Origin of the sequence: Microbacterium sp. YJN-G, from assembly GCF_015040615.1 — a bacterium.
In the GTDB taxonomy this organism is placed as follows: domain Bacteria; phylum Actinomycetota; class Actinomycetes; order Actinomycetales; family Microbacteriaceae; genus Microbacterium.
In genome coordinates this window covers 2,098,921-2,122,052 of sequence record NZ_CP060402.1, presented here as the reverse complement: position 1 = coordinate 2,122,052, position 23,132 = coordinate 2,098,921, and the positions used below count along the sequence as shown (strand labels likewise).

Sequence of the window (23,132 nt, the reverse complement as noted above, 5' to 3'; positions counted from 1 at the left end):
CATCCCTCGCGGGGCCCCGTGATCGGGGCCCCGCGACGGCGATGTCAGTGCAGGGCGGCATCCGCGTCGGTGCGCACCCAGCGTGAGAACGTGACCTCCAGCCCCGCCCAGGTGGGAGCGGCGAGGAACGGACCGGCGGATGCTGCGGCAGAGCCGTCGAACGGCGCGACGCGCACCAGGCGCCAGTCGCCGTCGTCGGCTCGGGCGCGCACGATGAGCGCGTCCGGCCAGCGGCTCACACGCACGGTGATCACGGCATCCGCCCATTCGTCGGCGAAGCCGACCGACCAGTCCGACACCGTGTCGGTGACGACCGCGCCGAGACCGAGGTGACCGTCGGCGTATTCCACGCCCGTCTTCATCCAGCGCTCCTCGTCCGCTCGCACGAGGATCCCGGCCTGGTCGAACTGGCCCTCCCAGCGCGCGCGGAACGACACCTCCATCGCCTCGCCGACCGCCAGCGGAGCCAGCAGCCCGTGTGCGTCGTCGTGCACGAATCCGTACGCGGTGCGACGCCAGGCGTCGCTGCCCTCGACCGCGGTGACCACGAGATCCGCGCCGGTCTCGACGGCGGATGCGGGGGGAGCGCTCCAGGTGCCCTCGGACCACGCGATCGGGGTCGCCGCCGCAGGCTGCTCGCTGTGGGCTGCGGTGACGTCGCCGTCAGGGATGTCGGTCTCGGGCATATCGGCCACTTATAACTCCATCAGCTATATATTGTGATTATTCGTGATACGCTCATCGCATGGTGGCAGCCGTGATCGCCGACATCGTCGGCTCGCGTCGGCTCCGCGACAGGGCCGCGGCCCAGCGGATGTTCGATGAGACCATCGCGCGCGTCGAGCGCGAGCATCCTCTTGCCGAGAGCGCTCTCAGGCCCACGGTAGGGGACGAGCAGCAGGGCGTCTACCGCACGCTCGATGACGCGCTGACCGGTCTGCTGCTGCTGCAGCTGGCCCTGCCCGAAGGCGTGGAGTTCCGCTTCGGGCTCGGCATCGGCGAGATCCGCACCATCGAGTCCGAGCACCGCGAGCTCTCCGACGGACCGGGGTGGTGGGCAGCGCGCGAGGCGATCGAGATCGTGCAGGCCAGGCAGCAGCGCGCCGTGCCGACCGCGCGCACCTGGATCGTCGCAGGCCCCGGGCAGGATGAGGTCATGGACACCGTGGTCACCGCATCAAACGCGTACCTGCTGGCGCGCGACGAGATCGTCGTGCGCATGAGCGAACGCGAACGGCGGCTGGCCTACGGGCGCCTCGGCGGGATGTCGCAGCGCGCGCTCGCCGAGCAGGAGGACATCACCCAGCCCGCCGTGTCGAAGGCGCTGCGCAGCTCGGGGGCCGCCGCGCTCCTGGAGGGGCTCACGCTGTTCCGGGGAGTGACCGCATGATCCTCGCCGCCCTCACCCTGATCGCGATCGGCGGTGCCGACCTGCTGCGCCGCTTCGTGCCCAGGCGGCCGCTGCGCATCGCCGCCCTGCTCGTGCTCGCCGCCGCCGTGATCGCGACCGGCGTCCTCGCCGACGCGATCGTCCCGGCGCTGATCGGCGTGGCGCTGGCGGCGCTGTGGATCTGGTCCATGCCACTGGATGCCACGGGCCCGGCATCCTTCTGGCCCGCCGTGCTGCTGGCCGGGGTGACCGTCTCGGTGACCGCGCTGATGCCTTCGCGGCCCGACCCCGGGATCGTCGGCGGTGTCTGGCACCTGCCCGCACCGGACGGCGAGATCGGGTTCGACGTCGCGATGCTGGCACTGGGCGTCGTGCTGTTCGTGGCGGAATCCGCCAACCTCATCGTGCGGGCGGCCCTCGACCGCGAGGGCACCTGGCGGCCCGCCGACCAGGGCGGCGCACTGCGCGGCGGGCGGCTGCGCCAGCCGCAGCAGGCGGCCACCGGCTTCCAGGGCGGCCGGCTCATCGGGCCGCTCGAGCGCATCCTCGTCGTAGTCCTCACCCTCGCCGCCGCATACTCGCTGCTGGCCGCGATGCTGGCGGCGAAGGGCATCGTGCGCTTCCCCGAGATATCGAAGGACGGCGAGACCGGCGCGCGCGCCGAGTACTTCCTCGTCGGCAGCCTGGTCAGCTGGGTCGTCGCCCTGGGAGCGGCTTTCCTGGTCTGGTGGGGAGTGCGCAGCTGAGCGGAGCACCGCTGATAGCCTGGAACGCGTGTCGAATCCCGCTCTGACGACCGCCGCGCTCTCCACGAGCACGGCGCTGACGACCAGCACCGTGGCGCTCGACCCCACGTTCGAGAACGTGTGGGACGAGCTGCTGTGGCGCGGCCTGGTCCACGTGTCCACCGATCAGGAGGCGCTGCGCGCCCTTCTCGGCGGGGATCCGATCACGTATTACTGCGGCTTCGACCCGACCGCCCCCAGCCTGCACCTGGGCAACCTCGTGCAGCTGCTCACGCTGCGTCGCATCCAGCTGGCCGGCCACAAGCCGCTCGGTCTGGTGGGCGGGTCGACCGGCCTCATCGGCGACCCGCGCCCGACTGCCGAGCGCACGCTGAACACCCGCGAGACCGTCGAGGAGTGGGTGGGCCGGCTGCGCGCGCAGGTCGAGCGGTTCCTCAGCTTCGAGGGCGACAACGCCGCGCGCATCGTGAACAACCTCGACTGGACGGCGCCGCTGAGCGCGATCGACTTCCTGCGCGAGATCGGCAAGCACTACCGCGTCGGGACGATGCTCAAGAAGGATGCTGTCGCCGCGCGCCTGAACTCCGACGCCGGCATCAGCTACACCGAGTTCAGCTACCAGATCCTGCAGGGCATGGACTTCCTCGAGCTGTACCGGCAGTACGGCTGCGTGCTGCAGACCGGCGGCAGCGACCAGTGGGGCAACCTCACCAGCGGTACCGACCTCATCCACCGCGTCGAGGGCGTCTCGGCGCACGCGATCGGCACCCCGCTGATCACCAACAGCGACGGCACCAAGTTCGGCAAGAGCGAGGGCAACGCGATCTGGCTGGACGCCGAGATGTGCAGCCCGTACCGCATGTACCAGTTCTGGCTGGGCACCGCGGATGCCGACGTCATCGACCGGCTGAAGGTGTTCACCTTCCTGAGCCGGGCCGAGATCGAGGAGTACGCGAAGTTCGTCGAGACCGAGCCGTTCCGCCGCGCGGCGCAGAAGCGCCTCGCGCTGGAGGTGTGCGCCACCGTGCACGGACTCGAGGCCACGGCCGCCGTCATCGCGGCATCCGAGGCGCTGTTCGGCCAGGGCGACCTGTCGACGCTCGACGCCGCCACGCTGCGCACGGCTCTGGAGGAGCTGCCGAACGCCACGCTGCCCGCCGGGACGGCGGTGACCGACGCACTCGTCGAGACCGGCCTGGTGGCCAGCATCTCGGAGGCGCGTCGCGCCATCGGCCAGGGCGGGGTCACGCTCGACGGCGAACGCGTCGCCGACGACACCGCGACCGTGCAGGGCTCACTGCCCGGCGGGGTGTCGGTGCTGCGCCGCGGGAAGAAGACCCTCGCCGGCGTCTTCACCGGCTGAGCCCGGGCGACGGATGCCGTTCACGCCGAGCCATGCGGTCGTCGCGCTGCCGTTCATGCGCACGCCGCTGGTTCCGGCGGCCGTCGCGATCGGTGCGATGACACCCGATCTGCCGCTGTTCGTGCGGGGGATCGGGCTGTCGTACGGCTTCACGCACGATGCGACGAGCATCGTCTTCACGACGGTCATCGCGCTGGTCCTGATGCTGCTCTGGCGGGTGGTGCTGCGGCCGGCGCTGGTCGAGCTCTCACCGGATGCTCTCGCGGCCCGGCTGCCCTCGGAATGGCGCCGCACCGGGTGGGATGCCGTGCGCGAGACGATGGCGCCGCGCGAGCGCTTCGGGTACCCGCTTGTCGTGGTCGTCTCGCTGATGCTCGGCGTGCTCACCCACATCGTGTGGGACCTGTTCACGCACGAGGGGCGCTGGGGCGTCGAGAACGTGCCGGTGCTGCAGCAGCAGTGGGGTCCGCTGCTGGGCTACAAGTGGCTGCAGCACGGTTCGAGCGTCGCCGGCCTGCTGATCATCGGGATCTGGATGCTGCTGTGGCTGCGCCGGCGTCGCCCGGCTGCCCGACCGCGCCTGCTGCCCGGCTGGATGCGCTGGGCCTGGTACCTCACGCTGCCGGTGTTCCTGGTGACCGCCTGGCTGATCGGGCTCGCCGTGTACGGGCCGCCCACCGAGGAGTTCACCGTGCAGCATCTCGCGTATCGCATGCTCCCGCGGGCGTGCGGGGCGTGGGGCGCGCTGACGGTGCTGCTGTGCGTGGCCATCGTGGTGGCATCGGGCCGTGCGGCGCGCGGCCGGGAAGGACGCGCGGGGCGTCAGCCCGGCACACGCTGAGGCCAGAGGCGCTCACCACTCGGCAGGATCGGCACCCCAGGGACGTAGCGCTGCGAACGAATCGGGTGAGCCCGGCCAGCGGACGGCGGGACCGACCGTGGTCACCTGCCGTCCGCCGACGTCGAAGCTCTGTGTCACAGGCGGCCCTTCCGCCGCCGGTGCAGGTGCCGACCGCGGCATCCCGAGCAGTTCGGCCGCGACCCGGCGGAGCGAAGTGCGCACGAGCCACGCACCGCCGTCCTCCGCGCGACGCCGCAGGGCGGTCGCCACTCCGGCGGCCAGCAGGTACCCGGCGGAGTGGTCCAGCGCCTGCGCGGGCATGGCGCCGGGAACGTCGCCGGCAGAGGATTCGATCCACGAGATGCCGCTGTCGGCCTGCACGATGCTGTCGAAGCCGCGCGGCGAATCCTCGCCCGGCCAGGCGCTGAGCTGGGCGACGACGAGATGCGGATGCTGTGCCGCCAGCATTCGCGGGGTCAGGCCGAGCCGGCGCAGTCCGGATGGCCGGTAGCCGAGCACGACCACGTCGGCCGATGCGAGCAGGGCGTCGAACCGGGGCCGGTCCGCTGCGATGTCCAGCAGCGCCGACCGCTTGCCATGCCCGGTGTCGAGATGCTGCCACTCCGGTTCGAGCAGCTGCGGAGGATCGACCCGAAGCACATCCGCGCCGGCGTACGCGAGGGTGCGGGTGGCGATCGGGCCAGCGAGAACCCGGGTGAGATCCAGCACCCGCACGCCGGCGAGCGGCGCGGCCGCGGTCGACCGGGGGAGTGGCTGCGCTTCCGAGTCGCCGATGCGGGTGACGTCGATGAGCGGATGCTGTCGCAGTGCGGCATCCGCTGCCGGATCCTCCCGCCGGACGGTGACTGCGACGCCTCCCGCGGCGCGGATGGCGGCCTCGGCGGTGCCGGATGCCGTGGTCTGCAGCGCCGCACCGACCGCCTCGGCATCGGCATCTGGTGTGAGCCCGAGCGCGGAGCGCAGCGCCGCCGCGTGATGCGGGTAGTTCCCATGAGTGCGCAGCCAGCCGTCCGCGGTGCGCCAGAACCCGGACAGCGGGCTCCACGGGTCGGGATGCACGCCGTCGATGAGCAGGTGACGGTCGCTGCGAAAGGCCGCGGCGATCGCATCCGGGTCGGGCTGCGAGGAACCCCCGCCGCTGAGGGCGGCACCCGCGGCACTGACGCTCCACCACGCGAGCCCACCGACCGCGAGCCGGGAGGAGAGCGGCACGGGTCTCGGCGGTGGGGGCATGACGGCGGTGTCGAGCCCGAGCTCGTCAGCGAGGCGTTCGCGCAGCCCGGCGCGGGGCCGTTCGTGGTGCGTGTCCATGCGGCGACTGTACGCCCGCGCGGCGGGTTCACAGAGCGCCCGCGGGGCCCGCGCGAGGAGCGCGACACGCCCGGGATGCTGGGGCGATTTGCCGGACTGCCCGGATCCACGTAAATTATTACTTGTTCGCCCCAAGCGGTTGAGCGGAAGGCCGGAAGGCCTGGCTCCCCTCCAAGCAGCGAACAGACTTCCTCCTTCTCAGTCGGGACTTCCCGGGTGTAGGATGGAGGACCCGGCACCGATCAGGCCGCTTTGACAGCGGCCGCGGATGCCGGTTAGGTTAGTGAAGTTGCCCTGCGCGTCCTGCTCTTGCGGGTGGGTGTGTGGGTGCGTCCGATCCTTGAGAACTCAACAGCGTGCACTTGTCAAATGCCAAATTATCCTCGTCCGGCCTTTGGGTCGGTTGAGAATTCCTTTGGATCAAAGACCAGGTCTTCGGGCCTGGCATTGGATGAAGTCAGTTGATTTTGTCTCTTTGGTCAGTTTCAAACTCGCTGCGGCCTGGTTTTTCCCCGGGTTGTATGCATTTCTTTTTTACGGAGAGTTTGATCCTGGCTCAGGATGAACGCTGGCGGCGTGCTTAACACATGCAAGTCGAACGATGAAGCTCCAGCTTGCTGGGGTGGATTAGTGGCGAACGGGTGAGTAACACGTGAGCAACCTGCCCCTGACTCTGGGATAAGCGCTGGAAACGGTGTCTAATACTGGATATGTCCCATCACCGCATGGTGTGTGGGTGGAAAGATTTTTCGGTTGGGGATGGGCTCGCGGCCTATCAGCTTGTTGGTGAGGTAATGGCTCACCAAGGCGTCGACGGGTAGCCGGCCTGAGAGGGTGACCGGCCACACTGGGACTGAGACACGGCCCAGACTCCTACGGGAGGCAGCAGTGGGGAATATTGCACAATGGGCGGAAGCCTGATGCAGCAACGCCGCGTGAGGGATGACGGCCTTCGGGTTGTAAACCTCTTTTAGCAGGGAAGAAGCGAGAGTGACGGTACCTGCAGAAAAAGCGCCGGCTAACTACGTGCCAGCAGCCGCGGTAATACGTAGGGCGCAAGCGTTATCCGGAATTATTGGGCGTAAAGAGCTCGTAGGCGGTTTGTCGCGTCTGCTGTGAAATCCCGAGGCTCAACCTCGGGCTTGCAGTGGGTACGGGCAGACTAGAGTGCGGTAGGGGAGATTGGAATTCCTGGTGTAGCGGTGGAATGCGCAGATATCAGGAGGAACACCGATGGCGAAGGCAGATCTCTGGGCCGTAACTGACGCTGAGGAGCGAAAGGGTGGGGAGCAAACAGGCTTAGATACCCTGGTAGTCCACCCCGTAAACGTTGGGAACTAGTTGTGGGGTCCTTTCCACGGATTCCGTGACGCAGCTAACGCATTAAGTTCCCCGCCTGGGGAGTACGGCCGCAAGGCTAAAACTCAAAGGAATTGACGGGGACCCGCACAAGCGGCGGAGCATGCGGATTAATTCGATGCAACGCGAAGAACCTTACCAAGGCTTGACATACACGAGAACGGGCCAGAAATGGTCAACTCTTTGGACACTCGTGAACAGGTGGTGCATGGTTGTCGTCAGCTCGTGTCGTGAGATGTTGGGTTAAGTCCCGCAACGAGCGCAACCCTCGTTCTATGTTGCCAGCACGTAATGGTGGGAACTCATGGGATACTGCCGGGGTCAACTCGGAGGAAGGTGGGGATGACGTCAAATCATCATGCCCCTTATGTCTTGGGCTTCACGCATGCTACAATGGCCGGTACAATGGGCTGCAATACCGTGAGGTGGAGCGAATCCCAAAAAGCCGGTCCCAGTTCGGATTGAGGTCTGCAACTCGACCTCATGAAGTCGGAGTCGCTAGTAATCGCAGATCAGCAACGCTGCGGTGAATACGTTCCCGGGTCTTGTACACACCGCCCGTCAAGTCATGAAAGTCGGTAACACCTGAAGCCGGTGGCCTAACCCTTGTGGAGGGAGCCGTCGAAGGTGGGATTGGTAATTAGGACTAAGTCGTAACAAGGTAGCCGTACCGGAAGGTGCGGCTGGATCACCTCCTTTCTAAGGAGCACTGCAGGACTTCGGTTCTGACAGAGCCCGATTCACACCGGATGTGTGTGACGGGAGCTCATGGGTGGAACATTTGACATGCGGTCAGCGCGGCTGACTTCTGCTAGTACGGTCTTCGGATCTGGAACGTGGGGGTTGGTGAGCGGGGCTGCTGCACGCTGTTGGGTCCTGAGGGACCGGGCCGGCCTGCTCTCTTTTCGGGGGGTGGGTGGGACTGAACCTCGAGGCCCCTTTTCCTGTTTCCCCGGTTGGGGTTCGGGGTTGGGGGACCGCCCGTACTTTGAGAACTACACAGTGGACGCGAGCATCTTAAAGAAAACCGAGTCAGATCTTTTCCTGGGTCTGACTCATCTCATGTGATTTCAAGTCTTTAAGAGCAAACGGTGGATGCCTTGGCATCTGGAGCCGAAGAAGGACGTAGCAATCTGCGATAAGCCTCGGGGAATTGATAAGCGAGTTTTGATCCGAGGATTTCCGAATGGGGAAACCCCGCCAGGCGTTTGTGCGACCTGGTGACTCCCGCCTGAATATATAGGGCGGGTAGAGGGAACGTGGGGAAGTGAAACATCTCAGTACCCACAGGAAGAGAAAACAACAGTGATTCCGTGAGTAGTGGCGAGCGAAAGCGGATGAGGCTAAACCGGGTGTGTGTGATAGCCGGCAGGCGTTGCATGCCCGGGGTTGCGGGACTTTTCGTACCATTCTGCCGAGTGGTGAACGTGATGTGACGATATAGACGAACCGTCTTGAAAGGCGGGCCGTAGTGGGTGCCAGCCCCGTAGTCGAAATGTCGTGTGCAGCGTGAAGAGTATCCCAAGTAGCACGGGGCCCGAGAAATCCCGTGTGAATCTGTCAGGACCACCTGATAAGCCTAAATACTCCCAGATGACCGATAGCGGACAAGTACCGTGAGGGAAAGGTGAAAAGTACCCCGGGAGGGGAGTGAAATAGTACCTGAAACCGTTTGCTTACAAACCGTTGGAGCCTCCTTAGTAGGGGTGACAGCGTGCCTTTTGAAGAATGAGCCTGCGAGTTAGTGATATGTGGCGAGGTTAACCCGTGTGGGGTAGCCGTAGCGAAAGCGAGTCTGAATAGGGCGATTCAGTCGCATGTCCTAGACCCGAAGCGAAGTGATCTATCCATGGCCAGGCTGAAGCGACGGTAAGACGTCGTGGAGGGCCGAACCCACTTAGGTTGAAAACTGAGGGGATGAGCTGTGGATAGGGGTGAAAGGCCAATCAAACTTCGTGATAGCTGGTTCTCTCCGAAATGCATTTAGGTGCAGCGTTGCGTGTTTCTTGCCGGAGGTAGAGCTACTGGATGGCCGATGGGCCTCACCAGGTTACTGACGTCAGCCAAACTCCGAATGCCGGTAAGTGAGAGCGCAGCAGTGAGACTGTGGGGGATAAGCTTCATAGTCGAGAGGGAAACAACCCAGACCACCATCTAAGGTCCCAAAGCGCGTGCTAAGTGGAAAAGGATGTGGAGTTGCTTAGACAACCAGGAGGTTGGCTTAGAAGCAGCCACCCTTGAAAGAGTGCGTAATAGCTCACTGGTCAAGTGATTCCGCGCCGACAATGTAACGGGGCTCAAGCACGCCACCGAAGTTGTGGCATTGACATTTTTGGTAGGCCTTCGTGGTCCAGCCGTGTTGATGGGTAGGAGAGCGTCGTGTGGCGGGTGAAGCGGCGGAGTGATCCAGCCGTGGACGCCACACGAGTGAGAATGCAGGCATGAGTAGCGAAAGACGTGTGAGAAACACGTCCTCCGGAAGACCAAGGGTTCCAGGGTCAAGCTAATCTTCCCTGGGTAAGTCGGGACCTAAGGCGAGGCCGACAGGCGTAGTCGATGGACAACGGGTTGATATTCCCGTACCGGCGAAGAACCGCCCAAGTCAATCCAGTGATGCTAAGTGTCCGAAGCCTTCCATCGTCACCTTCGGGTGGCACCGGGAGGTGGAGCACACGACCCTATGCTGGTGCGGCTAGCGTATTAACAGGTGTGACGCAGGAAGGTAGCCCAAGCCAGGCGATGGTTGTCCTGGTGCAAGTGCGTAGGCCGAACGGTAGGCAAATCCGCCGTTCATCAAGGCTGAGACACGATGCGGATGAAAAGTGGGTGATCCTATGCTGCCGAGAAAAGCATCGACGCGAGGTTCAAGCCGCCCGTACCCCAAACCGACTCAGGTGGTCAGGTAGAGAATACCAAGGAGATCGAGAGAATCGTGGTTAAGGAACTCGGCAAAATGCCCCCGTAACTTCGGGAGAAGGGGGGCCATCCACTTATACCCACTTGCTGGGAAAAGGGTGTGGTGGCCGCAGAGACTAGTGGGTAGCGACTGTTTACTAAAAACACAGGTCCGTGCGAAGACGCAAGTCGATGTATACGGACTGACGCCTGCCCGGTGCTGGAAGGTTAAGAGGACCGGTTAGCCGCAAGGCGAAGCTGAGAATTTAAGCCCCAGTAAACGGCGGTGGTAACTATAACCATCCTAAGGTAGCGAAATTCCTTGTCGGGTAAGTTCCGACCTGCACGAATGGCGTAACGACTTCCCAACTGTCTCAACCGCGAACTCGGCGAAATTGCACTACGAGTAAAGATGCTCGTTACGCGCAGCAGGACGGAAAGACCCCGTGACCTTTACTACAGCTTGGTATTGGTGTTCGGTGTGGCTTGTGTAGGATAGGTGGGAGACTGTGAAGCGGATACGCCAGTATTCGTGGAGTCATTGTTGAAATACCACTCTGGTCACTCTGGATATCTAACTTCGAACCGTGATCCGGTTCAGGGACAGTGCCTGGTGGGTAGTTTAACTGGGGCGGTTGCCTCCCAAAAAGTAACGGAGGCGCCCAAAGGTTCCCTCAACCTGGTTGGCAATCAGGTGGCGAGTGTAAGTGCACAAGGGAGCTTGACTGTGAGACTGACAGGTCGAGCAGGGACGAAAGTCGGGACTAGTGATCCGGCAGTGGCTTGTGGAAGCGCTGTCGCTCAACGGATAAAAGGTACCTCGGGGATAACAGGCTGATCTTGCCCAAGAGTCCATATCGACGGCATGGTTTGGCACCTCGATGTCGGCTCGTCGCATCCTGGGGCTGGAGTAGGTCCCAAGGGTTGGGCTGTTCGCCCATTAAAGCGGTACGCGAGCTGGGTTTAGAACGTCGTGAGACAGTTCGGTCCCTATCCGCTGCGCGCGTAGGAAGTTTGAGAGGATCTGACCCTAGTACGAGAGGACCGGGTTGGACGAACCTCTGGTGTGCCAGTTGTTCCGCCAGGAGCACCGCTGGTTAGCTACGTTCGGGATGGATAACCGCTGAAAGCATCTAAGCGGGAAGCCGGCCTCAAGATGAGACTTCCATCACCTTCGGGTGGAGAGGCTCCCAGCCAGACGACTGGGTTGATAGGCCAGATGTGGAAGCACGGCAACGTGTGCAGCTGACTGGTACTAATAAGCCGATGACTTGATAACACTTTTGTTCTTCTGCGAGATGAACGCGTCCACTTTGTGGTTCTCGACGTACGGTCGGGAACCGACAACCACACGCACAGTGTGAGTTGCCTGATACACGTCAATAGTGTTTCGGCGGCCATAGCGTGAGGGAAACGCCCGGTCACATTCCGAACCCGGAAGCTAAGCCTCACAGCGCCGATGGTACTGCAGGGGGGACCCTGTGGGAGAGTAGGACACCGCCGGACTTCTCTTAAGCAAGATGGCCACCCAAGGTTGGGTGGCCATCTTGCGTTAACAAGCAAACAGGGAGTCAGTATGTCGGAAGAGCAGCGGAACCGCCGAGACGGCGAGGGCGCGCACGAACGACGTTCGGGCTCCGATCGCAGGCCGCGCTACTCGGATTCGTCCTCGCGCACACCGCGTCGCGGCGACGGCCAGGGCGCACGAGACGGTGAGCGTCGCCCTTATGGCGACAGGAACCAGTCGGGTGAGCATCGCCCTTACGGTGACAGGAACCAGTCGGGTGAGCGTCGCCCCTACGGTGACCGCCGGCAGGGGGACCGTCCGCAGGGGGACCGTCCGTACCGCGGTGACCGCCCTCAGGGAGACCGCCGTCCCTACGGTGACCGCCCCCAGGGCGACCGCCCGTACCGTGGAGACCGCCCGCAGGGAGACCGGCCGTACCGTGGTGACCGCCCGCAGGGTGAGCGTCGCCCGTATGGGGACCGCCCGCAGGGTGACCGGCCGTACCGTGGCGACCGCCCGCAGGGTGAGCGTCGCCCGTATGGGGACCGCCCGCAGGGAGACCATCCGTACCGTGGCGACCGCCCGCAGGGTGAGCGTCGCCCATATGGTGACCGGCCTCAGGGTGAGCGCCGCCCGTACGGTGACCGGCCTCAGGGTGAGCGCCGCGCGTATGGTGACCGCCGGCAGGGTGACCGGCCGTACCGTGGCGGCGACCGTCCGCAGGGTGAGCGTCGTCCGCACGGAGACCGCCCCCAGGGCGACCGCCCCTACCGTGGCGACCGCCCGCAGGGCGACCGTCGTCCCTATGGCGACCGCCCGCAGGGAGACCGTCCGTACCGCGGTGACCGCCCGCAGGGAGACCGCCCCCAAGGCGAGCGTCGCTCCTACGGTGACCGCCCCCAGGGCGACCGCCCCTACCGTGGCGACCGCCCCCAGGGCGACCGTCGTCCCTATGGCGACCGCCCGCAGGGGGACCGCCCCTACCGTGGCGACCGCCCGCAGGGCGAGCGTCGCTCGTACGGCGATCGTGACCAGTCCGGTGAGCGCCCCTCGTACCGCGACCGGCCGCGTGGTGGCGTCGACCGTCCGCACAACGAGTACGCGCCCGTCCGCGAGCGGATCCCCGAGCCGCCGCTGCCCGAGGAGATCACCGCACGTGACCTGCACCCATCGGCGCGCAACGAGCTGAAGACCCTCAGCAAGGAGAACGCCGAGCAGACCGCCCGTCATCTGGCGATGGCCGCGCAGCTGATCGACGAGGACCCCGAGCGCGCTCACTCGCATGCTCTCGCGGCATCCCGCCGTGCCGGTCGCATCGCCGTCGTGCGGGAGACCCTCGCGATCACCGCGTACGGCATCGGCGACTTCGCCCTGGCGCTGCGTGAGCTGCGCACCTACCGGCGCATCTCCGGCAAGGATGACATGATCGCCCTCATCGTCGACAGCGAACGCGGCGTCGGCCGTCCGGACCGTGCCCTCGAGGAGGGGCGCGGCGTGGACCGTGCCGCGCTCACGCCCGACGTGCGCGTCGCCCTCGCGATCGCCATGTCCGGCGCGCGTCTGGACCGCGGCGAGACCGAGCTGGCCCTCGGCGAGCTCGAGATCCCCGAACTCGACCCTGACCGCGCCTTCGAATGGAGCCCCGCGCTCTTCTCGGCACGCGCAGCGGTGCTCGAAGACCTCGGCCGCACCGACGAAGCCGCGTTCTGGCATGAGCGCGCAGAGGTCGCAGCATCCGCCCTCGGCCTTGACGGTCAGTTCGACGAGATCATCGTCGAGGACAGCCTCAGCGAAGACCACGAGCTCGAGGACGACGACTTCGACGGCGACGAGCTCGATGACGATGGCGAGCTCGACGACGCTGAGCTCGACGACGCTGAACTCGACGACGACGCTGATCCCGAAGATGACCTCGACGAGCTCGAGGACGAATCGGAGGCCGAAGCCGCCGACGCGGAGAGCTCTGAGACACCCGCAGCCCCCACCGACGCACAGGAAGACGAGGAGACCGAGGCCTGATGGCGCTGTTCCGCCGCGCGAAGCCGGCATCCACCCCGCTGACCGACCGCGACGCTCTGCTCGCCGACCTCGACGGCGTCGTCTACGCCGGCCCCGGTGCCCTGCCGCACGCGGTCGAGAACCTCAACCGGGCGGCCGAGACCATGCGTCTCGGGTACATCACCAACAACGCCTCACGCACCGACGCCTCCGTCGCCGAGCACCTCACGGACCTCGGCCTGAGCGTTGCGGCCGACGACGTGGTCACCAGCCCGCAGGCCGCCATGCGGCTGCTCGCGTCCATCGTCCCGCCTCCCGCGACGATTCTCATCGTCGGGGGAGAGGGGCTCGTCGTCGAGGCGCAGAAGGCCGGCTACACCGTCACGCGCAGCGCCGAGGACGCCCCCGCCGCCGTCGTGCAGGGCTTCGCCCCCGAGGTCGCCTGGACGGACCTCGCCGAGGCCGCGTTCGCGCTGCAGCTGCCCGAGGACGAGGGCGGCATCCCCTGGATCTCGACCAACACCGACTGGACGATCCCGCGCGAGCGCGGCGTCGCCCCGGGCAACGGCACCCTCGTCTCTGCCGTGCACACCGCGATCGGCCGGCTCTCGACCGTCGCGGGCAAGCCCGAGAAGCCGATCTTCGAGGTCGCCGTCGAGCGCTTCGGCGCGCAGCGCCCGCTGTTCCTGGGCGACCGTCTCGACACCGACATCATGGGCTCCGTGCGCGCGGGCATCGCCTCGGCGCTCGTGCTCACCGGCATCGACCGCCCGAAGCACGTGCTCGCGGCGCCGCAGGGCTCGCGTCCCGACTACATCCTCAGCGACCTGCGCGAGCTGCACGAGCCGTATCCGCAGACCGTGGAGAAGAACGGCGTCTTCACCGTCAACGGCGCCTCGGTGCGGGTGGTCGACGCCGACGTGCAGATCATCGCCGCCGGCGATTCGCAGATCGACCTGCTGCGCGCCGGTGCTGCGGCGATCTGGGCCACCGGTCTCGCGATCTACGCGTTCCGCGTGCCCGAGCAGCTCTACGCCGATCCTTTCCACAAGCCCTGAGCGTCGCCCCGCAGCCGTCCCCTGCCCGGGATACAGTGGTCGGATGGAGCACACGCGCGATGAGCCGACCGACGCGCTCTGGAGCCGGCTGCGGCTCATCGAGGGCCAGCCGCTCGCGGCGCGCGCCGACGCGTACGGGGCGGTGCACGACGAGCTCATGAAGCGGCTCGAGAGCACGCCACGCGGCGACGCCCGCGACGCCGCACCGGGGCCCCGATGACGAGACTCGACGCCGCCCTCGCCGCGCGCGGGCTCGCTCGTTCCCGCACGCACGCCGCCGCCCTGATCGCCGACGGGCTGGTGAGCGTCGGCGGCCACCCCGTCGTCAAGGCCTCGACCCCGGTCACCGACGACGACGAGATCGCCGTAGACGGCGGCGACCACTACGTCAGCCGAGCGGCCCACAAGCTCATCGCCGCGCTCGACGGCTTCGGCATACCCGTGCAGGATCGCCTCGCGCTCGACATGGGCGCCTCCACGGGCGGCTTCACCCAGGTGCTCCGCGAGCGGGGCGCCCGCCGGGTGCTCGCGGTCGACGTCGGGCACGGACAGCTCGCCGACTCCGTCGCGGCCGACCCCGGGGTCACGGTCGTCGAGGGATTCAACGTCCGCCACATGACCGCCGCGACCCTCACCGAGGCGACCGGGGAGAGCCCGCGCCCCGACCTGGTCGTCGGCGACCTGTCGTTCATCTCGCTCGCCCTCGTCCTGCCCGCCGTCGCCGACGTCGTCGCCGCGGACGGCGACGTGGTGCTGCTGATCAAGCCGCAGTTCGAGGTCGGCCGCACCGCCGTCAAGGGCGGACTGGTCACCAATCCCACCCTGCGCGTCGACGCCGTCGAGCGCACGCTGTGGGCCGCTCACGACGCCGGCCTCGGCATCCTCGGCATCCTGCCCTCGCCGATCCTCGGCACGCACGGCAACGCCGAGTACCTGGTGCACCTCGCGCCCGGCCGCGGGACGGATCCGACAGAATGGACGCAGCAGATCGCACACGTGGCAGGAGGACGATGAACGAGCGCCGGATCCTGGTCGTCGCCCACGCGAAGCGAGAGGACACCGTCGTCGCCGCCCTGCGCGTCATCGAGGCGCTCCGGGAGGACGGCGCGGTTCCCGTGCTCGCCTCGCCCGACCGCGACGAACTCGCAGCCGTCGACCCGGCCTTCGCCGAACTCAGCATGCTCGGCGAGGATGTCGACCCCGAAGACCTGGAGCTGGCGATCGTCCTCGGCGGTGACGGGACGATCCTGCGCGCCGCCGAACTGGTGCGCGAGTCCGGCGCACCCGTGCTGGGGATCAACATGGGTCACGTCGGATTCCTCGCCGAGATCGACCGGGACGACATGGATGCCGCCGTGCGGCGCGTCGTCGACCGGGACTACGAGGTCGAGGAGCGCCTGGCGCTGTCGGTGCAGGTCGAGGATGCCGACGGCACCGTCGTCTACGAGACCTGGGCGCTGAACGAGGCGACCGTCGAGAAGGCCAGTCGCGAGCGCATGATCGAGGTCGTCATCGAGATCGACGGCCGCCCGCTGTCGACCTTCGGATGCGATGGCATGGTCGTGTCGACCCCCACCGGATCGACCGCCTACAACTTCTCCGCCGGCGGGCCGGTGATCTGGCCCACGGTCGAGGCCATCGCTCTCGTGCCGCTCTCGGCGCACGCCCTGTTCGCCAAGCCGCTCGTGGTCGGCCCGGAGGCGACGGTCGCGATCGAGATGCTCGAGCGCACCCTCGGCGCCGGCATCCTGTGGTGCGACGGCCGCCGCTCGCACGACCTGCCGCCGGGCGCGCGCGTGATCGTGCGCCGCTCCTCGCGGCCCGTGCGGCTCGCGCGACTGCATCCGACCGCGTTCACCAACCGTCTGGTGCGCAAGTTCCACCTGCCCGTCGCCGGATGGCGAGGAGCGTCATGATCGACGAGATGCGCATCCGCGGTCTCGGCGTCATCGACGACGCCGTGCTGCCGCTCGGCCCCGGGTTCACCGCGGTCACCGGCGAGACCGGAGCGGGCAAGACCATGGTCGTCACGGGCCTCGGCCTGCTGCTCGGCGCGCGCGCCGACTCGTCGGCGGTGCGCGCCGGCGCCGCCCAGGCCTCGGTCGCCGGGGTGTGGCTGGTTCCGCAGCAGGGGCCGGTCGCCGACATCGTGGCGGATGCCGGGGGCGAGCTCGAGCCTGCAGGCGACGCCGCCGAGCTGTACGTCTCGCGCACCCTGAGCGCCGAGGGACGCAGCCGTGCGAGCGTCGGCGGTCGCGCCGCACCTGCCGGCGTGCTCTCGGCCCTCGCCGACGAGCTCGTGGTCGTGCACGGGCAGTCCGACCAGCTGCGGCTGCGCTCCGCCGCCGCGCAGCGCGATGCGCTCGACCGCTTCGGCGGTGAGAGGGTCGCCGAGGCGCTCAGCCGCTACCAGGAGAGCTTCCGGGCCTGGCGCGAACTGGATGCCGAGATCGCCGAGCTCACCGAGAACCGCGACCGGCGGGCGGCCGAGGCGGCCCTGCTGCGCGAGCAGCTCGCCGAGATCGAGCAGCTCGAGCCGGAGGCGGGGGAGGACGTGACCCTCAACGAGAGGGCCGAGCGTCTCGCGAATGCGGAAGAGCTGCGCCAGTCGGCATCCCTCGCCCGGACGGCCCTGTCGTCCGAGGACGACGAACCCGACGTGTCGGGGCTGCTCGCCGAGGCGCGCCGCGCGCTGGAGCGCGTGAGCGACCCCCAGCTCGCGGGCATCGCCGAGGCCGTCGTCGACCTCGGCTACCGCGCGGCGGACCTGGCAGGGCAGCTCTCCACCTACCTCGCCGATCTCGACGAGTCGGGCCCGCACGAACTCGCCGCTGTCGAAGAGCGCCGCGCGGCCCTGGGAGGGCTGATCCGACAGCACGGCTCGCTGGAGAGCGCCCTGGAGGTGTGGCGCACCGGTTCGCTGCGCCTGGCGGAGCTCGACGACGACGGCGACCGCATCGAGCGGCTCACCGCACAGGCTGACCAGGCCCGTGAGGCGCTCGACGCCGCCGCCGAGACGCTCACCGCCGCCCGCACCGAGGCCGCCGGCCGGCTGTCCGCAGCCGTCACCGAAGAGCTGCACGCCCTGGCCATGCCGGATGCCCGCCTCGAGGCCCGTGTCTCACCGGGCGCCGAATCGTCGCACGGACGCGACGACGTCGGCATCCTGCTCGCCCCGCACCCCGGCGCCGAGCCGCGCCCGGTCTCGCGCGGGGCATCCGGTGGCGAGCTCTCGCGCGTCATGCTGGCGATCGAGGTCGTCATCGCAGGAACCGACCCGGTGCCGACGTTCGTCTTCGACGAGGTGGATGCCGGCATCGGTGGCGCCGCCGCGATCGAGGTCGGCCGGCGCCTCGCACAACTGGCCCGCAGCTCGCAGGTCATCGCCGTCACGCACCTCGCCCAGGTCGCGGCGTTCGCGACCAACCACCTCTCCGTCGTGAAGTCCAACGACGGCTCGGTCACGGCATCCAGTGTCACCCGGCTCGCGGGCGAGCAGCGCGAGGCCGAGATGGCGCGACTGCTCTCCGGACTCGCTGATTCCGACGCCGCACTCACCCACGCCCGCGAACTGCTGAGCCTCGGCTCCGACACGAACTGATAGGATAGAAGCCCGTGATGAACTCTTCTGTTGCGGGGCCCAAGAACGACACCACCAAGCACATCTTCGTGACAGGCGGTGTCGTTTCGTCGTTGGGGAAGGGCCTCACCGCGGCGAGCCTGGGCAACCTGCTCACCGCCCGCGGACTGCGCGTCGTGATGCAGAAGCTCGACCCCTATCTGAACGTCGACCCGGGCACCATGAACCCGTTCGAGCACGGTGAGGTCTTCGTCACCGACGACGGCGCCGAGACCGACCTCGACATCGGACACTACGAGCGCTTCCTCGGCATCAACCTGTCGCGCGCTGCGAACGTGACCACCGGGCAGATCTACTCGCAGGTCATCGCCAAGGAGCGCCGCGGCGACTACCTCGGTGCGACGGTGCAGGTCATCCCGCACATCACCGACGAGATCAAGCGCCGCATGCGCCTGCAGGCGACCGAGGATCCCCGTCCCGACGTGATCATCACCGAGGTCGGCGGCACGGTCGGCGACATCGAGTCGCAGCCCTTCCTCGAGGCCGCGCGTCAGCTGCGCCACGAGCTCGGCCGCGACAGCGTGTTCTTCGCGCACGTCTCGCTCGTGCCGTTCATGGGCGCCTCCGGCGAGCAGAAGACCAAGCCCACCCAGCACTCGGTCGCAGCCCTGCGCCAGCTCGGCATCCAGCCCGACGCGCTCGTGCTGCGCAGCGACCGTCCGGTCAGCGAGAGCAACCGCAACAAGATCGCCCTGATGTGCGACGTCGACACCGAGGGCGTCATCAACACCGTCGACCTGCCCAGCATCTACGACATCCCGTCGACGCTGAACGAGCAGGGCCTGGACGCCTACATCATCCGCCGCCTCGGTCTGTCCGACCGTGCCGGTGAGGTCGACTGGACGCGCTGGAACACCGTGCTGCACGCCGTGCACAACCCCAAGCACGAGGTCACCATCGGCCTGGTCGGCAAGTACATCGACCTGCCCGACGCGTACCTGTCGGTCACCGAGGCCCTCAAGGCGGGCGGCTTCGCGCAGGAGACCAAGGTCAACATCCGCTGGATCGCCTCGGACACCTGTGAGACCCCCGAAGGCGCGGCTCGCGAGCTGGGCAACCTGGACGGCATCTGCGTACCAGGTGGCTTCGGCATCCGCGGCATCGAGGGCAAGCTGGGTGCGCTGCGGTTCGCCCGCGAGCAGGGCATCCCGGCCCTCGGCCTGTGCCTGGGTCTGCAGTGCATGGTCATCGAGTACGGCCGCAACGTCGCCGGCATCGCCGGCGCCTCGTCGACCGAGTTCGATCCCGAGACGGCCGAGCCGATCATCGCGACCATGGCCGAGCAGGTCGAGATCCTCGACGGCGGCGACCTGGGCGGCACCATGCGCCTGGGCCTGTACGAGGCGGCCCTCGCCGAGGGATCGCTGGCCCGCGAGCTGTACGGCTCGGCCACGGCATCCGAGCGCCACCGTCACCGCTACGAGGTCAACAACTCCTACCGCGGCCGTCTCGCCGAGGCGGGGCTGGTGTTCTCGGGGCTGAACCCCGAGCTCGACCTCGTCGAGTACGTCGAGCTGCCGCGCGACGTGCACCCGTTCTACATCGCCACCCAGGCGCACCCCGAGCTGCGCTCGCGCCCGACGGCACCGCACCCGCTGTTCCGCGGACTGGTCGGGGCCGCCATCGAGCGGCACCGCTCCAGCGAGCTGTTCAGCGAAGATGACTAGCCTTCACGACGAGCCCTTCGAACCCGAGGTGCTCTCGAGCGACCTCGCGTTCGCGGGCGCCGTCTGGGATGTCCGCGACGACCGGGTGCGCTACGGCGATGGGGAGATCCGGCGCCAGTACGTGGCGCACACCGGTGCGGTCGCCGTCGTCGCCCTCGATGATCAGGACCGGGTGCTGCTGATCCAGCAGTACCGGCACCCGATCCGCCACCGCGACTGGGAGCTGCCCGCCGGCCTGCTCGACATCCCCGGTGAGGACCCGCTGCTCGCCGCGCAGCGCGAGCTCGCCGAGGAGGCCGACATCACCGCCCGCGAGTGGGAGCACCTCGTGTCGTCGTGGACCACACCGGGCGGCAACGACGAGATGATCCACGTGTACCTCGCGACCGGCATCTCGGCCGCGGAGGCCGCGCACGCCCGTGAGGACGAGGAGGCCGACATCCGCGTCGAGTGGGTGCCCCTGGCGGATGCCGTCGACGCGGTGCTGGACGGGCGGATGCACAACGGCATCCTCTCCATCGGCGTGATGGCCGCCTCGCTGAGGCGCGCCGGCCGGGGCTGACGTGCAGCTCGATCGTGCGCTGAACGCGTACCTCAGGCACGTCACGATCGAGCGCGGCCTCTCGGAGCACACGATCGCCGCGTACCGGCGAGACCTCGTCGCGTACGTCGACTGGCTCGCCGCCCAGGGGATCGAGACGACGGATGCCGTGACCCCGGCGGTCGTGACGGCGTTCATCGCCGAACGATCGGCCGCCGTTCCGCCACCCGCCGCGACGAGCCTCGCGCGGCTGCAGTCGTCGGTGCGAAGCTGGCACCGGTTCCTGGCCCGCGAGGCGATCACGACCGACGACCCGACCGGACGGCTGCGTCCCCCCAAGACGCCGCGGAGGCTGCCGAAGGCGCTCACGATCGAACAGGTCGAGCGGCTGCTGGCGGCGCCCTCGCCGGACGAGCCGATCGGCATCCGGGATCGTGCGCTGCTCGAGCTGCTGTACGCGACCGGCGCCCGCGTCTCGGAGGCCGTCTCGCTCGACGTCGACGACCTCGCGTACGGCGACGTGCTGCGCCTGCGCGGCAAGGGCGACAAGGAGCGGATCGTGCCGGTCGGCTCCTACGCGCGCGCCGCCGTCGACGCGTACCTGACCCGGGTGCGTCCCGAGCTCGCCGCCAAGGGTCGGGCCACCGCACGGCTCTTCCTCGGCGCACGCGGAGCCCCGCTGTCGAGGCAGAGTGCCTGGCTGGTCATCCGGGCCGCCGCCGAGCGCGCCCAGATCAGCGCAGAGGTCTCTCCGCACACCCTGCGCCACTCGTTCGCCACCCACCTGCTGCAGGGCGGCGCCGACGTACGCGTGGTGCAGGAGCTGCTGGGTCACGCGTCCGTGGCGACGACCCAGATCTACACGCACGTCTCGGTCGACACGCTGCGTGACATCTACATCACCTCGCACCCCAGGGCGCGCTGACACGCGCGGCATCCCGCCCGCGCCGCGCGCCGGGATGGCGCCCGTTCACCCGGCCGCTACAATCGAGCAAGCACGAAGGAGCAGGAGAACCGGTGGCGGAGAAGGCGACGAAGTCCAGGTCGAAGGCGACGAAGGGTGACGACACCCCCATCGGCCCGACCGGCCGCCCCTACCAGGGGTTCGCGATCCCCGCACCGCTCGACTCGCACGGGCCCGCACGCATCATCGCGCTGTGCAACCAGAAGGGCGGCGTCGGCAAGACGACAACCTCGATCAACCTGGCCGCAGCGCTCGCCGAGTACGGGCGCAAGGTGCTCGCCGTCGACTTCGACCCGCAGGGCGCGCTCTCGGCGGGCCTCGGCATCCCGACCCATGATGTCCCGACGGTGTACGACCTGCTGCTGGACACCAAGCGCGACCCGCATGACGCGATCGTGACGTCTGCCACGCCGAACCTCGACGTGCTGCCGGCGAACATCGACCTGTCCGCGGCCGAGGTGCACCTCGTCAACGAGGTCGCCCGCGAGACCATTCTGTCGCGCGTGCTGCGCCAGGTGGCGGGGGAGTACGACGTCATCCTCATCGACTGCCAGCCCTCGCTCGGGCTGCTGACGGTCAACGCCCTCACCGCCGCGCACGGCGTGCTCATCCCGCTGGAGTGCGAGTTCTTCGCGCTGCGCGGCGTGGCGCTGCTGATCGAGACGATCGACAAGGTGCGCGACCGGCTCAACCCGTCGATCACGCTCGACGGTCTGCTCGCGACGATGTACGACCCGCGCACGCTGCACTCCCGTGAGGTGCTCGAGCGCGTGGTCGAGGCGTTCGGCGACGACGTGCTCGAGACCGTGATCGGCCGCACCGTGAAGTTCCCCGACGCCTCCGTGTCGGGTGTGCCCATCACCGAGTTCGCGCCGGAGCACGCAGCCGCCCAGGCCTACCTGCGACTGGCGCGGGAGCTGGTCGCCCGTGGCGCCGTCGCCTGAGGACTCTCCTCCTGTCGAGCCTGGCGCTTCGACAGGCTCAGCGACCCAGGATTCGGTGACCCAGGACGCGGATGCCTCAGGCTTCCGCGTCTCGCTGACGAACTTCGACGGCCCCTTCGATCTGCTGCTGAACCTCATCTCCAAGCACGAGCTCGACATCACCGAGGTGTCGTTGAGCAAGGTCACCAACGAGTTCATCTCGTACCTGCGCGACCTCGACGGCGAGGAGGAGCTCGACCAGGCATCGGAGTTCCTGGTGGTGGCCGCGACTCTGCTCGACATGAAGGTCGCCGGGCTCCTGCCCCAGGGCGAGCTGGTCGACGCCGAGGCCGTCGCCCTGCTCGAGGCACGCGACCTGCTGTTCGCGCGGCTGCTGCAGTACCGCGCGTTCAAGGAGGTGTCGTCGTGGTTCGCCCGGTGCCTGCAGCGTGAGGAGCGCCGTCACGTGCGCGCCGTGCCGCTGGACGAGAAGCACCGCCGCAAGACGCCCGAGCTGGTCTGGTCGCTGTCGGCCGACGACTTCGCCGCTCTCGCCCTGCTCGCCTTCGCGCCGAAGGAGATCCCGACCGTCGGCCTCGACCACCTGCACGCCCCGCTGGTCAGCATCCGGGAACAGGCCGCAGTCGTGGTCACCCTGCTGCGCAGCACCGAGGCGCTGACGTTCCGCGAGCTGGTCAGCGGCGTGAGCGAGCCGGGCATCGTCGTCGCGCGGTTCATCTCGGTGCTCGAGCTGTACCGGCACGCCGCGCTCTCGTTCGAGCAGCTCGAGCCCCTCGGCGAGCTGACCCTGCGCTGGTCGGCGGAGAGCTGGTCGGATGAACAGCTCGCGACGCTGGGAGCAGACTATGACCGATGAGCAGACTATGACCGATGAGCAGACAGCGACC

Annotated in this window: 18 protein-coding genes and 3 rRNA genes; 18 read left to right on the top strand and 3 right to left on the bottom strand. The window is 67.7% G+C overall.

Annotated elements, in window-relative coordinates:
- Window positions 1-44: 44 nt before the first annotated feature.
- Window positions 45-686, bottom strand: a complete 642-nt coding sequence (locus H7694_RS10210) for a DUF1349 domain-containing protein (protein WP_193599173.1) — start codon at window positions 684-686, stop codon at window positions 45-47.
- Between the two features lie 59 nt (window positions 687-745).
- On the opposite strand from H7694_RS10210, the gene H7694_RS10205 reads away from it, so the two are divergent.
- The 4 genes from H7694_RS10205 to H7694_RS10190 all read left to right on the top strand — a co-directional run bounded on the left by H7694_RS10205 (window position 746) and on the right by H7694_RS10190 (window position 4,340).
- Complete coding sequence (locus tag H7694_RS10205; protein WP_193596407.1) at window positions 746-1,390, top strand: SatD family protein; 645 nt, start codon at window positions 746-748, stop codon at window positions 1,388-1,390.
- Complete coding sequence (locus tag H7694_RS10200; protein WP_193596406.1) at window positions 1,387-2,136, top strand: hypothetical protein; 750 nt, start codon at window positions 1,387-1,389, stop codon at window positions 2,134-2,136. The genes H7694_RS10205 and H7694_RS10200 overlap by 4 nt, the downstream gene beginning before the upstream one ends.
- Before the next feature lie 76 nt (window positions 2,137-2,212).
- A complete protein-coding gene (tyrS, locus tag H7694_RS10195) occupies window positions 2,213-3,499 on the top strand; it encodes a tyrosine--tRNA ligase (protein ID WP_193599172.1) in 1,287 nt (428 codons plus the stop codon).
- 13 nt (window positions 3,500-3,512) lie between these two features.
- On the top strand, window positions 3,513-4,340 hold the full coding sequence (locus tag H7694_RS10190) for a DUF4184 family protein (RefSeq protein WP_193596405.1): 828 nt from the start codon (window positions 3,513-3,515) through the stop codon (window positions 4,338-4,340).
- Between the two features lie 12 nt (window positions 4,341-4,352).
- Here the strand turns inward: H7694_RS10190 and H7694_RS10185 are convergent, their stop codons facing one another.
- Complete coding sequence (locus tag H7694_RS10185) at window positions 4,353-5,672, bottom strand: CoA transferase (RefSeq protein ID WP_227468066.1); 1,320 nt, start codon at window positions 5,670-5,672, stop codon at window positions 4,353-4,355.
- A 533-nt stretch (window positions 5,673-6,205) separates the two neighbouring features.
- Between H7694_RS10185 and H7694_RS10180 the strand changes: the two genes are divergently transcribed.
- The 3 genes from H7694_RS10180 to rrf all read left to right on the top strand — a co-directional run bounded on the left by H7694_RS10180 (window position 6,206) and on the right by rrf (window position 11,432).
- A 16S ribosomal RNA gene (locus tag H7694_RS10180) occupies window positions 6,206-7,730 on the top strand.
- A gap of 369 nt (window positions 7,731-8,099) precedes the next feature.
- Window positions 8,100-11,205 (top strand): 23S ribosomal RNA (locus tag H7694_RS10175).
- Between the two features lie 110 nt (window positions 11,206-11,315).
- Window positions 11,316-11,432 (top strand): 5S ribosomal RNA (rrf, locus tag H7694_RS10170).
- Together the 16S, 23S and 5S rRNA genes form the textbook arrangement of a ribosomal RNA operon.
- A 46-nt stretch (window positions 11,433-11,478) precedes the next feature.
- Here the strand turns inward: rrf and H7694_RS10165 are convergent.
- Window positions 11,479-12,663: a hypothetical protein gene (locus tag H7694_RS10165; RefSeq protein WP_193596404.1), complete on the bottom strand. Its 1,185-nt coding sequence runs from the start codon at window positions 12,661-12,663 to the stop codon at window positions 11,479-11,481.
- A 6-nt stretch (window positions 12,664-12,669) separates the two neighbouring features.
- On the opposite strand from H7694_RS10165, the gene H7694_RS10160 reads away from it, so the two are divergent.
- From H7694_RS10160 to H7694_RS10110, 11 genes are all read left to right on the top strand, one after another.
- A complete protein-coding gene (locus H7694_RS10160) occupies window positions 12,670-13,452 on the top strand; it encodes a hypothetical protein (RefSeq protein WP_193596403.1) in 783 nt (260 codons plus the stop codon).
- On the top strand, window positions 13,452-14,489 hold the full coding sequence (locus H7694_RS10155) for an HAD-IIA family hydrolase (protein WP_193596402.1): 1,038 nt from the start codon (window positions 13,452-13,454) through the stop codon (window positions 14,487-14,489). Before H7694_RS10160 ends, H7694_RS10155 begins: the two co-directional genes overlap by 1 nt.
- Before the next feature lie 43 nt (window positions 14,490-14,532).
- Window positions 14,533-14,709, top strand: a complete 177-nt coding sequence (locus H7694_RS10150) for a hypothetical protein (RefSeq protein WP_193596401.1) — start codon at window positions 14,533-14,535, stop codon at window positions 14,707-14,709.
- Window positions 14,706-15,503: a TlyA family RNA methyltransferase gene (locus H7694_RS10145; RefSeq protein ID WP_193596400.1), complete on the top strand. Its 798-nt coding sequence runs from the start codon at window positions 14,706-14,708 to the stop codon at window positions 15,501-15,503. The genes H7694_RS10150 and H7694_RS10145 overlap by 4 nt, the downstream gene beginning before the upstream one ends.
- A complete protein-coding gene (locus H7694_RS10140) occupies window positions 15,500-16,405 on the top strand; it encodes an NAD kinase (protein ID WP_193596399.1) in 906 nt (301 codons plus the stop codon). Before H7694_RS10145 ends, H7694_RS10140 begins: the two co-directional genes overlap by 4 nt.
- Window positions 16,402-18,090: a DNA repair protein RecN gene (recN, locus tag H7694_RS10135; RefSeq protein ID WP_193596398.1), complete on the top strand. Its 1,689-nt coding sequence runs from the start codon at window positions 16,402-16,404 to the stop codon at window positions 18,088-18,090. The genes H7694_RS10140 and recN overlap by 4 nt, the downstream gene beginning before the upstream one ends.
- A gap of 17 nt (window positions 18,091-18,107) precedes the next feature.
- Window positions 18,108-19,796 (top strand): CTP synthase, encoded by a 1,689-nt coding sequence (locus H7694_RS10130; RefSeq protein WP_193596397.1) that lies wholly within the window; start codon window positions 18,108-18,110, stop codon window positions 19,794-19,796.
- A complete protein-coding gene (locus H7694_RS10125) occupies window positions 19,789-20,358 on the top strand; it encodes an NUDIX domain-containing protein (RefSeq protein WP_193596396.1) in 570 nt (189 codons plus the stop codon). The genes H7694_RS10130 and H7694_RS10125 overlap by 8 nt, the downstream gene beginning before the upstream one ends.
- 1 nt (window position 20,359) lies before the next feature.
- Entirely contained in the window at window positions 20,360-21,262 is a 903-nt protein-coding gene (xerD, locus tag H7694_RS10120) for a site-specific tyrosine recombinase XerD (protein ID WP_193596395.1), read from the top strand.
- Between the two features lie 92 nt (window positions 21,263-21,354).
- Entirely contained in the window at window positions 21,355-22,245 is an 891-nt protein-coding gene (locus tag H7694_RS10115) for a ParA family protein (RefSeq protein ID WP_193596394.1), read from the top strand.
- On the top strand, window positions 22,229-23,101 hold the full coding sequence (locus H7694_RS10110) for a segregation and condensation protein A (RefSeq protein WP_193596393.1): 873 nt from the start codon (window positions 22,229-22,231) through the stop codon (window positions 23,099-23,101). Before H7694_RS10115 ends, H7694_RS10110 begins: the two co-directional genes overlap by 17 nt.
- Window positions 23,102-23,132: the final 31 nt, after the last annotated feature.